Consider the following 12531-nt stretch of genomic DNA (forward strand, 5'->3'; position numbering starts at 1 on the left):
CTCAATTACCTATTCGACCAGATTCCCAACAAACTGTACAAACGGCAGCTCGCGATCTTCCGGCCACGGAATCCGATACGCCATTCCCGGCCATACATCGAAGAAGTTATCGGGCAGCGGCTCTGTTCCATTCAAATCGATGCAAACGCCCCATGCAAAGACGTCACTGCGGAACACGGCGTACGATTCCTCTCTGGACACTTCAATACAAGGTTTATTCCATTTCATCTCTACAAAACGAGGTAAAATCAATCGATTCCGCGCCACCGTGTCCCCTTGTACATCAAGCAATCTCGCAAAAACCGCGGAATCGCCAATCCCCGCTTCTTCCCACTGTGCGTCGCTGAATGCCATCACACAAATGGATGTATTCGGCGGCAATTCTACTTTCCGACGTTCATCCATCACGTATTCGCCGGAGAATCGGAACAAACCGACATTCAACTCCCCAACCCATGTCTGATCGGTCTCGTTGATCCCAAATACACGAACCGTTTGTCCCTCCTTGGCTGCCACGACAGAGATCGGTTGAAAAGCCCGCTTAACCGGATAGAACGCAGGGGTCCGGTTCAAATAATAATCGACGACTGTCCAGCTTCGCGTTGCCGGCCAGCAATCATTGAACATCCAGAAGATCGCCGATGCGCAGTCAAACATGCGTCGGCGGAAATTATCGATGTACTCTCTCAAGCCTTCCCCTTGTATCAAACCGCCGTAATAGACGAATTGCTCGATCGACATGGCCCGCGGATCAAGTCCGATCCAATCGCTGATCTGCTTATCAGGCGCCGACAATGCGAACCAAGAGTCAACGGCATTATCATGCTGCTGCCAGGCATACGAGAGCACGGATCGTCCGCTCTCCGGCAAACACGCATGGGTAGCAGGCAAACTTGTCGTGCCCAGAATGCCGCCTTCATTCGGGAATCGGCAGATCATTTCGCGATAATCGCGGAAATCGTTATTTTCAAACCCGACCGTCCAGGGATGCTGATCGCCCCGATCATTCGCATTGGGATACTGATGATCCGGCGAAAACGGGCTGCTCGGCTGATAATACCTGCCAGGGTCCTCCTCCTGCACGATGCGCGGGAGAATATGATGGTAGAGGGCATAGTCCGGATAGATAATGCCTTCTTCTCGATAGAAGGTATGCCACTCGTTCTCATTGTTTCCGCAGTACATCACGAGGCTCGGATGATGGGCAAGCCGCCGAACATTATGGATCGCCTCCTGCTTCACGTTGCTCATGAATGAAGCATCCGTCACCGGATAGTCCGCGCATGCGAACACAAAGTCCTGCCAGACCATGATGCCATGTTCATCGCACAGCTCGTAGAAGTCATCCGTTTCGTAGATGCCGCCGCCCCAAACACGCAGGAAATTGAAGTTCGCTTCGAGCGCTCGTCTGATCAGCCCTTCATAGCGAGCACGGTCTGCGCGTTGAAATATCATATCCGGCGGGATCGCATTCGCACCTTTGGCGAACACCGGACGATCGTTCACCTCCAGATAGAAGTAGCTGCCTCCGGACGGATGCGGATCTTGGTTAATCCGCAGCTTGCGGAATCCAATTCGCTTCGAGCGTTTACCGGCAAGCTCGTCCCCAGCATACAGTTCGACCTCAACATTAGCTAGATGCTGCTTTCCTTGACCTGACGGCCACCACAGCTTCGGCTGCGCTACCGTGCACTTCGCTTCAAGCCGCTGCATACCCGGTTCAATTGTATAGTCAACCGACTGAACCGCACTCGTATCCTTGCCGATTCGAACCGACAGCTTACCTGATACGGGATTCTCCCCGCAGCCCTCTACGAATGCGCGAACAGTCACTACCGCTTCATCCATCGTTTCATTGACTTGAGATAGAATAACGACGTCATCAAGTCGCACACTTGTCGCCCATTCAAGCGCAACAGGCTTATGAATGCCAACATTCACGAGGCGGGTTGACCAGTCCCAGCCGAAGGAGCTTTGCGGCTTGCGCAGCCAAATCCGCTTATGGAGCTCATGATCCTGCGAGTTCTCATAATAGCCTTCTATGGATTTGTTCCCAGCCATATGTAATCCGCTGTCGAGTACAATAACCAGCAAATTCTCCTTGCGCAGCTTACCGGTCACGGCTACTTTGCAAGGACGATAGAAATTGGCGTGCTCGCCGATCAGCTCCTCGTTGAGATAGATCTTCGCATGATAATCCAGCCCTTCAAAGATCAGCCAAGCATGATTGCTGATGGCTTCATCCGGTGCGGTGAAGCTTCTTCTGTAGCTCCAGAGATTCTCCTCCACCCACCGAGCGGACAAGGTGTTCAGCCCCTCTGTCGGTTCCTCGATTAAACCTTGCTTCATTAACTCGAGGTGGACTTCACCCGGGACGGTTGCGTCCATCCACTTCGCTGCATCCGTTTCAAATAGGTGATGCGTCTTCACCGCGCCGCGCTGTCCATCCGCTCCGCGCAGCTTCCATGCCCCGTTCAATTCCTGTCTGCCCATATTCAAGTCCGTCTCCTCCCTATAAACAGCAAAAAACACAAGCGCCGGACAAGTTGAATCCTCTCAACAGTCCGGCGCTGCATGTTTTAAGCCAGCATTTGCCGATTATTCAAATTTCGCTTTTGCCTCGTCGAACGCTTTAAGCTGCCATTGGTAGAACTGGTCTGCGCCTGCATCGTTCAGCTTATCGATCAGCTTCTGCTGTCTTGCTTTGTAATCTTCATCATTCTTCGCATGCAGGACGATATCCGGAATGCCTTTCGTGATCAGGTCATCCAGCTTCGTTTGGATCCGTTTGATGTCTTCCGGCGGCGGCGCCATAGCAGCCTGCACGTCTTGCGGAATGACATCAAGCGTCTTCACTTTGCCTTCATCGGCATACTTCTTGTATGCTGCGGCAGGGTAAGCAACGCCATAGTGCTCGGAATAATCTTTGTTAAGCGAGTTGAGCTTCGTTGCATACACTTCCGGCGAGTTGAACAGGTTGACCGGGAAGCCGTCGCTCAGAACCGTATTGTCGGAGAGACCTTGTTGGTTCGCCATCATGTTAATGCCCGTTTTCTTCCAAGGGTCGCCGCCTGCTGCCGCAAGTGCTATAACTTCCGGCTTCATTTGCGGCTTGCCGTCTACCATATCCCAGTGAACGCCTTGAACGCCGCTTTCGATCAAACGGGAACCTTGCTCCGAGGATAGGAAGTTGATCAGATCCATAGCGCGCGCCGGATCTTTACAGTTCGACGTAATCGCCCAAGCACGGTCGCCCCAGCCTGCGATTGTCGAGCCGCCGGTCCATGCGAAGCCCCAATCCAGCGGAATCGTTACGAAACCTTTGTCCGGACCTTCTTTCAGAAGCTCACCGTTCGCTGCTTGGAACGGCCATGTTGCGATCGCATTAAGCAATGTACCTTGGGAAGCCTTCGTTACGAGATCCTCGTATTTCGCCGTGAATGCATCCGGATCGAGAATGCCTTTTTGTTTCGCTTTGTACAAGAATTCCGATGTGGACCAGAAGCTGCTCTTCGGAACGTCTGTGTAGTTGTTGACAACAGGATCACCAGGGTTTGTCAGAAGTCCCATTCCGCTCAGACCCCATGTGCCCCAGTCATTCCAAATGGCGGTACCGTAAACCTTCTTGCCATCCGGGGATTTCGGGTGCTTCGCAACCATATCGGCAAGGATGTTCACCATATCATCGATATTCTTCACTTCCGGATAGCCAAGCTCTTTGTAATAATCCCAACGAACGTTAAAACCGATTTGTTGGTCAAAGCCCCATCCAGCGTTACCAATTTGTACCGGAACGACGTACAATTGACCGGTATCATTACTCCAGAACTTCTTGCTGTACGCAATACTTTTCTCGAAGATCGGCTTCTGAATATCCGGACCGTTCGACGCAACCAAATCATCGAGCGGAATGATGTTCTTGCCTTCAATAAGCTGTTTCAAGTAGGTTGTTCCCACGTTCTTCACTTGGATGATATCCGGCAAATCGCCGCCAGCGAGCTCCACCTTGAACTTCTCTTCATCGAATGTTTCAAGATCCATGGTGACGCCCGTTTGTTTCGTAATTTCGTTATATACCTCGGTGTTCTCAAAATCCTTGGTCGTGCTGTTGACTTGAACCTTCAATGTAACAGGTGCTTTGGCAGGCTCTGTCGACTCGTTGGTCGCGGCTGCATCATCTGTAGCTGCGGCGGTGTTGTTCGTTGTTGCAGCATCTGTGTTGGTTGCCGTTTCATTTGCTGCAGGCGCATTCGTCGCTGCTGTATTGTTTGCATTATTCGCTGAGTTTCCACCGCAGCCTGACAATACAACCAGCATAGCGGCCAGCATCATTGCTGCCTTGCCGCGTAATGCTTTCTTCCCCTTCATACCATGACCTCCCGAATTTAAGTTCTATGATGATAGCTGCTATGAGCTATTGCATCCTCCAGCGGTTGAACCCGGACCGAAACTTACGTATTAACCCTTGATCGCACCCAGCATGAGGCCTTTGACGAAATAACGCTGCAAGAACGGATAAACCAGCATAACCGGCAATGTAACGACCATCGTAATCGTGATGCGAATGGAGTCCGGCGATATTTTGGAAGCCAGTCCACGATTCAAATCCTGCATGTTGCTGCTTGCCACAATGCGCTGTGCATCGGTCAAGTAGTTGTACAGAATCAGCTGCAGCGTCTGCAGATTGTCGCTTGAGACGAGGAAGTAATTGTCATACCAGGTATTCCACTGCCCGACCGAAGCGAATACGGCAATGGTGGCGACAATTGGCATGGAGAGCGGGAAGATGACATTGGTGAAGATTTTAAAATGTCCGGCGCCGTCGATCATAGCGGACTCTTCCAGTGCTTGCGGAAGCTGTTCAATGAACGTCTTAAGCAGAACCACGTAGTAGGCGACAACTGCACCGGGCAGGATGTAGAGCAGGAAGTTATTTTTCAAGCCGAGCTCCTTCATCGTGATATACCAAGGAATCAGACCGGCGTTGAAATACATGGTAATGACCAGGAAGCGATAAATATATTTGCGCAGATACAGCTCGTTCTTCGTCACGGCATAAGCAAACCATGAACAACAAGCGATGGTAAGCGCGGTTCCGATAACCGTTCGCAGCACGGAAACCACAAACGAATGAAGCATATTGTCGAGCTTGAAGATCGTCGTATAATTGACGATTGACAGCCCCCTCGGGACTAGAAACACGCCTTTGAGCGCCTGCTGCGGATCGCTGAACGAATAAATCAAGATATAATAGAACGGGTATATGCACATGAGCGTGAATAGGATCTGAACGGTGTAGTTGAAGATATCGAATAGGTTGGCAGAATCTTTTTTCATTGGTCGTCATAACCTCCAGCTAGAATACCGAGTGGCCTCTTATTTTCTTAGACAGTGCATTCATCGAGAACAACAGCAGAATGCTGATAATCGATTTGGCAATTCCGATTGCGGTACCGAAGGAAATGTCGCCTGTCGTAATCCCGACGCGGTAGACGTAGTAATCAAGGGCTTCGATTCGGTCTGCTACAAGGGAGTTGTAGAAGACGAAGTTTTGTTCAAAACCGGATGCTCCGTTCGACAGGACACTGGCAATGTTGAGCAGCAGCAGGACGAAGAAGGTTGGCATAATACCCGGAACGGTTATCGCCATGATGCGTTGAAACCTACCCGCTCCATCGACCTTCGCGGCATCGTACAGCTCAGGATCAATGCCTGCTATCGCGGCCAAGTAGATAATAGCGCCCCAGCCTAAGCTCTTCCAAATCGTAACGCCTGTCTGGAACCACCACGTTGCTGCGGAGTTGCCTAGCACTGTTGTCGGTTCGTCGATGATGTGGAACTTCATTAGGACTTCATTGAGCAATCCACCGGATGAGAACATGAAGAATGCCAGCGAGTATACGATGATCCAGCTTATGAAGTTCGGCAGCGTCGTCAGCGTCTGTACGACTTTCCGAAAACGCTTACTGTTTAGCTCGTTGAGCATGATCGCGAAGATGACCGATAGCGGTGAAGCCAGAATGGATAATAAACTGAGTGCAAGCGTATTGGTTAAAACTCGGAATAGATCTTCTTTTTCCTCGATCGCCCAGCGGAAGAACTTCAATCCGACGAACGGCGTCTGCGAGAGTGGAATACCCGGCTTGTAATCGTAGAAGGCATATACCCAGCCGAACAATGGAATGTAGTTGAAGACGAAAACCAGCAGGATAAACGGGATAACCATCAGAAACAATGTGACTCTACTTGCTTTCCATTTCATCTCTCGTATCACTCCATCTCTTTTTCTATCCTCAGTATAAGAAATCGCCAAGGACGTAAATATGAAGTTTTCTACGATTTTTGGACTAAAATAGGCTCCCCCGCGGCAGCAACATGCTGCTTTGGGAGAGCCTGAATTGATTTTAAATCGAGTTGCATGGAATTATCCGCCTGCAAGCCGCGCCTGTGTTTCCTCATATGATCGTTTGTACCAAGCGAAATAGGTATCCGCGCCGGCGGCTATCAATTCCTCTATCAATTCTTGCTGATTGACTTTGAAGGCTTCATCGTTCTTGGAACCGAGCACGAGGATCGGCATCCCTTTCACGAGCAGCTCATCCAGTTTGGTCTGAATCCGTTTCATATCATCCGGCGGTGAAGGCATCGCACTCAGCACATCCTGAGGAATATGAGCCAGCGATTTCACTTTCCCTTGATCAACTAGCCGTTTGTACGCCTCTGCCGGGTAAGAAACATCGTAGTACTCGTCATAATCCTTGTTCAATGCGTTTACTTTAGTCGCAAATACTTCAGGCGTATTGAACAGATTGACGATGCCTCCGTCGCTGAGCTTCGTATAGTCGGCGAGACCTTGCTGGTTGGCGATCATGCCAATCCCTGTCGTCTTCCAGCTGTCCCCGCCGGCTGCTGCTAACGTGACGGTTTCCGGATTCATCGCCGGTTTCCCATCCACATAGGTCCAATGTACGCCTTCAATGCCGCTGGCAATCAGCCGTGAGCCTTGCTCGGACACGAGGAAATTGATCAGATCCATCGCACGCTCCGGATTCTTGCAATTCGCCGAGATGGCAAACGCGCGATCGTTCCACCCCGCTATTGTCGTGCCCCCGACATTCGTGAATCCCCAGTCCAGCGGAATGGTGACGAACCCTTTATCCGGTCCTTCCTTCAACAAGTCCGCATTTACGCGCGTAAACGGCCATGTCGCGACAGCTGAGATCAGCGTTCCTTCCGAAGCTTTGGCTACAATGTCGTTATATTTGGCAGTGAAAGCATCCGGGTCGAGAATCCCTTTCTGCTGCGCCTTATACATGAACATCGCGGTGTCCCAAATTTCACTGTGAAGCGCATCGGTATAAGTGTTAACCAGCTGCATGGTATTCGTATTGAACATGCCGTTGCCGGTAATCAGCCCCATACTTCGAATGCCCCATGTTGCCCAGTCATTCCACATACTGACCCCGTATACTTTCTTGCCGTCCTTCGTCGTTCCATGCCTTTGAACCATATCAGCCAGCACATTCACCATATCGTCGATGGATTCGATCTTGGGGTATCCGAGCTCCTTGTAATAATCCCAGCGGACATTAAAGCCAACTTGCTGCTCGAAGCCAAAATCACTTGAGCCAATTTGCACCGGTACCATGTACAGCTTGTTCGTGTTGTCGCTCCAGAACTTCCGGATATACTCGAAGCTCTTCTCGTACACCGGGAGCTGTAAATCAGGCCCGTTCGTCTTCAGCAGCTCATCCAGCGGAATGATGTTATTGCCTTCAATAAGCTCCTTAATGTTCTTATTGGGGACCTGGATAATATCAGGCAAATCGCCGCCAGCCAGCTCGACCTTGAATTTCTGTTCATCATACAATTCAAGATTCATCGTGACGCCGGTTTGTCTCGTAATCTCGTTATAAACCTCTGTATGCTCAAAGTCTTTGCCTACGCTGTTCAGCTGTACCTTAAGTGTAACCGGCTCTTTGGCCGGCGCAACTGTTCCGTTGTTTTCTTCCGACTGTGCAGTCTGCGGCTGCTGCCTCGACTCGTTGGCTTCACTGCATCCGGCCAGCAAGGCAAGTATGATCGTCATCGTGAACACGTTTCGCGGCCTAATTATCGGCTTCAAGCTGTTCGCCTCCAGTAAGTTTGGTTCGCGCTTTTGGGTTTTAGGAAGCAGCACTGTCATAAATAGCGGGGATGGTCATGAACACCTTCGTTTCGACCCCTTCTTTGCTTTGCACTTCAATGCCATATCGTTCGCCAAAATGCAGCCTGATCCGCTTGTTGACATTGTTCAGCCCGATTCCTTTCGATGCCCGATCACCGTTAATTTGGGATTGGATCTTCCGGTTGACTTCGATCACTTTGTCCGCTGCCATTCCGCCGCAGGTGTCATGCACAACTACCAGCAAATCGCCGTCATGCTCGGAGACCGAAATTTGAATGACCCCTTTATGCATCTCGCCATGAATTAACGCATTCTCGATGGAAGGCTGGATCATGAAGCGCAGTGTTTGGCATTGCAGCAGCTGCTCCGGCACGTCAAATTCGAATCTCATTTCCTCGCCGTACCTGAAATTCATGATGTTGATATAGTTCTGCACGAACGCAATTTCCTCTTTAATCGACCATAGCGGCGAAGGATCATAGTAGATCGGCCTAAGCATATTGCCTAAGCTGGTCATGCACTCCATAATATTGGGCGCCTTGGCGATAGCCGCCATCCACTTCACCGTATTCAGCGTGTTGTACAGGAAATGCGGATTGATCTGGGATTGGAGCGCCTCGATCTCTAGCTGCCGCTTCGTCTTCTCGGTCTCCTCGTTCTGGTTCATAAGCTCCAGAATACCGGTCGACATGTTATTGAACTGTTCAATTAAAAGTCCGATTTCTTTGTTCGATGCTTGCGGCAGCGTCATGCCGATATTCCCCCGACCGACGTTCTTCATCCCTTTAATCAGCTGGTGCAGCGATTTCATAATGCGATCCATCCATAAAGAGGCGAATACGACGATCAGAATGAGCGACATTAGGAACACGGCAGCCGTAAAGCGCCCGATCTGGCTAATATCTTTCGTATACAGCTCGGTTGGCACCTCATTCACCAAGGTCCAGCCGGTTTCTTTCATGCGATAATAAATAATTTGCTCATGCGTCCCGGCGCGACTGCCTGCTAAGCTGCCGAATGCTTGCTCCGGCTTAAGCTTCGCATTGAACGGATACGGTTGATCGATCGTATCCTCGATCGTGCTCGAGATCACTTTGCCATTGCGGTCGATGATGTGCATCGAGCCGCCCGGTGTACTCTGCAAGCTTCCGTAGCCGGAATTGAAATACCGCTCATTCACATTAAAGACAAGCTCCGCGCTCATCTGGCTGCCGCCGATCCATCTGACACCGCGAAGGGATGAAATGACTCTGGAATTGGACAATCCATCCGGAATCGAGCTGCGCATGAAGTCAATCGTCTCCAGTCCGCCGCTCCAGGTCGTTTGGGGGAAGCTGGACTTTACTTGTTCGTACAAAGCAGTAGCATAGAACGGATAGTTCTTGCCTACGTCCGCCGTACTCTGATTTTGAGAGAGCGTGCCCCCGATAACCGTGCCGTTCTCCGCGAAGATATAGACCGAATCCAAATAATTATAAGTCGTTAAATATTGATTGATCCGATCCATAATGTCGCGTTCCAGGGCAATGAATTCGAGATCAGAAAGCTTGTCGCTTTGCAGAAACGATTGAACCTTGGTTTCCATGAGGAACGTCTTGGACAGTTTATCCACCTCATGGAGCAAAGTAAGCGTATTCATTTCAATCTGACGAAATTGCGATAAGGTGGTTTCCTGCGTTCTCGTTTGGAAGATATCCAGTGTTTTCTTATAGCTGTAATAGGAGCTGACGGACAGGACAAGCAGCGTAACGGCCATAAAGGAGAAAATCAGCTGTGCCTTGAGCGATATGCCTGAGAGTCGGAACTTGAACTTCGCTGCTTTAGCAATCATTTGTCCTCTGCCTCCGCTGTACCTGTCCAGTCGTTGATCCACAGCCTGCGAAAGCCGTTCGGCCTGACCCCTGTATGCTTCTTGAAAGCGCGGCTGAAGTAGCTGTCATCGGTAAACCCGACCTGCTGCGCCACTTCATACGATCTGAGGTTGGTGCCGAGCAGCAGCTCCTTCGCTTTCTCCAAGCGAATTCGGTTGAGATATTCGGAGAAGTTCATTTGCAGTTCTTTCTTGAACAATACGCTTAAGTAATTCGGCGTCAATTCCAAGTACTGTGCAATTTGCTGGAGCGAGATGTCTTCGTGGAATCGATCCTGGATGAACTTGACGGCACGCGCAATGTCTTTGCTTAGCTGCTTCTTGATACCGCCTCTTGAAATAATTTCGGTTAGGAATTTACTATAGGCTGTCGCGGCTTCATCGAGCGTTTCGCATTTCTGCATCTCTTCCCCGTAGGTCGAGACAAGCGCTGTTACCTCCGATTCGCTAAGCGAGGCGGTGACAGATGGGCAATGCAGAAGTCGCACGAACAGCTTCCGAATATCCTGTTCATGGCTGAGCCGCCCGGATGCGAGGAAGGATTGCACAATGGCTTCCACATCCTTCTGCGCCGATTCTTCGATCATCGACCATTTCTCGTGGAACTGCTGCAGCTTCCTGCGCACCAGCTCCTCGGTCGCATCGGAATCCACATCGCTGAGGAACAGCTGTCGCTCCGTACCATAGAAGAATTTCTGTGCAACGGCCCGTTCGCTTTCTTTGTACAACGTGTGCAGCGAAGCATACCCGCTCTTCATTCCGCTCACACCGAACGTTGCGGAGATATTGAAGAACCGCCCCAGCACCTTTTGGATCTGGGTCATAATCCCGATCATTTCCTCGCGAATTTGATATTCGCTCGCGATATCGCGGAAGCTGAAGATGAAGAGGTACCGTTTGTCTTCATCGGACACGACCTCGCCGCGCTGCGACTGTACAAGCAGCTCATTCAAGACATTCAAGAACGTGACGCGGATCAGTTCGCCCTTCTCGTCATTGAATTTTGTCTGCACCAGCTCGAAATGGTCGATTTCCATCATGGATACGATGAGCCGCTCCGGGTTCAGCCGCAGCTTCAATTGATCGATATGATGAACGAACTCGTCTTTGGAATAGAGGTGGTAGAAGACGAAGTTCTTAATAATGTTTTCCTTCAGCAAATCCGGATTGCGGATAATTCCTTTGGATGTACCGAGCGTAATCTGCGTGCCGAGCTCTTCGCGCACACGCATCAGAACATTATGTATCTCCTCCTCCGTCATCGTCAGCTTTAGAATATAACTGGAGATGCCAAGCTGCATCGCTTGGCGAATTAAATCAAAATCCTCCATGCACGACAAGATGACGATACGCGTCTGTGCATCCTGTTCCCTGATCTTCTTAATGAGCTCAATCCCGCCCATGATCGGCATGCGAAGGTCGGTAATGATGACATCCGGACGCACGCTGTTCGTGTAATACTCCCAAGCTTCCCTGCCATTGGCTGCATCTGCGCATACGGCCATCCCGTAATTGTCCCATTGCACGGAGTTTTTAAACCCTAAACGTACGAGCATTTCGTCTTCAACAATCATGACGTTGAACATGCAGAAGCCTCCTAGCCCCTCTGATGGTGCTGCAAGCTTACCATACTATTTTGTCTAGCAGATGGTCAATCGTTTCCGTTTGCTCGATAGATTCCGTTTATTGGGAACCCGGCTTGTTTCTGTTCACCAGCAGCAGATGATCGCAGACCAGAACGGTTTCCTTATTCTGATTGATGACCTCCACATGCTCCACAACGACGCCGTATTCCGGACGTTTCGGATAATCCCGTTTCTCCGAGACGGTGATGCGCACCGAGATCGTATCGCCTATAAATACCGGCTTCGTGAAACGCAGCTTGTCGTAACCGTAGGAGAATGCTTCCGGATTCAGTTCACCTGCGGACATGCCGACGCCGACACTGAACACCAACGTGCCATGCGCGATTCGTTGGCCGAACGGCTGCGTTTTGCACCATTCCGCATCCATATGATGCGGATAGAAATCGCCGGTTTGGCCGGCGTGCAGTACAATATCCGTCTCTGTGATCGTGCGTCCGAACGTGCTTCTTGCAGACCCTATCTCATAATCGTCATAAAATAAGCTTCTCATCGCATTCGCTCCTCCTAAGTCATGTTAGTCGAGATGAAATACTTCCTCCATATCCGCCCACCATTCGCCTTCGCGCCTGGTCGCGAGCGGCTGCTGGCATGGCTTGCATACGTCCCACCAACGCTGCGTCGTCTCATCGGCGGCGATCAAGGCCATGTCTTTCTCGTAATCTTCACCTGTATATTCGAAGTAGCTGAATAGCCAGCCGTCCTTGTAATAGATGGAGTAATTCTGAATGTGACTCTCCTTGATACGCTCTAACACATCCGGCCAAACGGCGGCATGCAGCCGTTTGTATTCCTCCAGCATCTCGGGTTTCACTTGAATGACGCTTCCATATCGCTGCATTCTTGCAGAG

At 50.5% G+C, this 12531-nt stretch carries 9 protein-coding genes; all 9 read right to left on the reverse strand.

The features are described from left to right. Nucleotides 1-9 precede the first annotated feature (9 nt). Nucleotides 10-2493, reverse strand: coding sequence for a glycoside hydrolase family 2 protein (locus AC6ESO_RS22250; RefSeq protein ID WP_497093358.1), 2484 nt, complete (start codon nt 2491-2493; stop codon nt 10-12). 105 nt (nt 2494-2598) lie between these two features. After that, nucleotides 2599-4368 (reverse strand): type 2 periplasmic-binding domain-containing protein, encoded by a 1770-nt coding sequence (locus tag AC6ESO_RS22255; RefSeq protein WP_497093312.1) that lies wholly within the window; start codon nt 4366-4368, stop codon nt 2599-2601. A 90-nt stretch (nt 4369-4458) separates the two neighbouring features. Then, a complete protein-coding gene (locus AC6ESO_RS22260; RefSeq protein WP_497093313.1) occupies nt 4459-5337 on the reverse strand; it encodes a carbohydrate ABC transporter permease in 879 nt (292 codons plus the stop codon). Between the two features lie 19 nt (nt 5338-5356). Then, complete coding sequence (locus tag AC6ESO_RS22265) at nt 5357-6262, reverse strand: ABC transporter permease subunit (protein WP_494819945.1); 906 nt, start codon at nt 6260-6262, stop codon at nt 5357-5359. A gap of 162 nt (nt 6263-6424) precedes the next feature. Beyond that, on the reverse strand, nt 6425-8125 hold the full coding sequence (locus AC6ESO_RS22270; protein ID WP_497093314.1) for an extracellular solute-binding protein: 1701 nt from the start codon (nt 8123-8125) through the stop codon (nt 6425-6427). 40 nt (nt 8126-8165) lie between these two features. Continuing rightward, nucleotides 8166-9998 (reverse strand): cache domain-containing sensor histidine kinase, encoded by a 1833-nt coding sequence (locus tag AC6ESO_RS22275; protein WP_497093315.1) that lies wholly within the window; start codon nt 9996-9998, stop codon nt 8166-8168. Next, a complete protein-coding gene (locus tag AC6ESO_RS22280; protein WP_497093316.1) occupies nt 9995-11623 on the reverse strand; it encodes a response regulator transcription factor in 1629 nt (542 codons plus the stop codon). The genes AC6ESO_RS22275 and AC6ESO_RS22280 overlap by 4 nt, the downstream gene beginning before the upstream one ends. Before the next feature lie 97 nt (nt 11624-11720). Beyond that, nucleotides 11721-12173: a MaoC/PaaZ C-terminal domain-containing protein gene (locus AC6ESO_RS22285; RefSeq protein WP_497093317.1), complete on the reverse strand. Its 453-nt coding sequence runs from the start codon at nt 12171-12173 to the stop codon at nt 11721-11723. 24 nt (nt 12174-12197) lie between these two features. Then, nucleotides 12198-12521, reverse strand: coding sequence for an L-rhamnose mutarotase (locus tag AC6ESO_RS22290; RefSeq protein ID WP_497093318.1), 324 nt, complete (start codon nt 12519-12521; stop codon nt 12198-12200). Between the last annotated feature and the right edge of the window lie 10 nt (nt 12522-12531).

The organism is Paenibacillus rhizoryzae, assembly GCF_059686995.1.

Bases quoted from the DNA above. Each gene is read 5' to 3' on its own strand.
- AC6ESO_RS22260 (WP_497093313.1), bottom strand. From the start codon at position 5,337: ATGAAAAAAGATTCTGCCAACCTATTCGATATCTTCAACTACACCGTT.
- AC6ESO_RS22275 (WP_497093315.1), bottom strand. From the start codon at position 9,998: ATGATTGCTAAAGCAGCGAAGTTCAAGTTCCGACTCTCAGGCATATCG.
- AC6ESO_RS22280 (WP_497093316.1), bottom strand. From the start codon at position 11,623: ATGTTCAACGTCATGATTGTTGAAGACGAAATGCTCGTACGTTTAGGG.
- AC6ESO_RS22255 (WP_497093312.1), bottom strand. From the start codon at position 4,368: ATGAAGGGGAAGAAAGCATTACGCGGCAAGGCAGCAATGATGCTGGCC.
- AC6ESO_RS22290 (WP_497093318.1), bottom strand. From the start codon at position 12,521: ATGCAGCGATATGGAAGCGTCATTCAAGTGAAACCCGAGATGCTGGAG.
- AC6ESO_RS22285 (WP_497093317.1), bottom strand. From the start codon at position 12,173: ATGAGAAGCTTATTTTATGACGATTATGAGATAGGGTCTGCAAGAAGC.
- AC6ESO_RS22265 (WP_494819945.1), bottom strand. From the start codon at position 6,262: ATGAAATGGAAAGCAAGTAGAGTCACATTGTTTCTGATGGTTATCCCG.
- AC6ESO_RS22250 (WP_497093358.1), bottom strand. From the start codon at position 2,493: ATGGGCAGACAGGAATTGAACGGGGCATGGAAGCTGCGCGGAGCGGAT.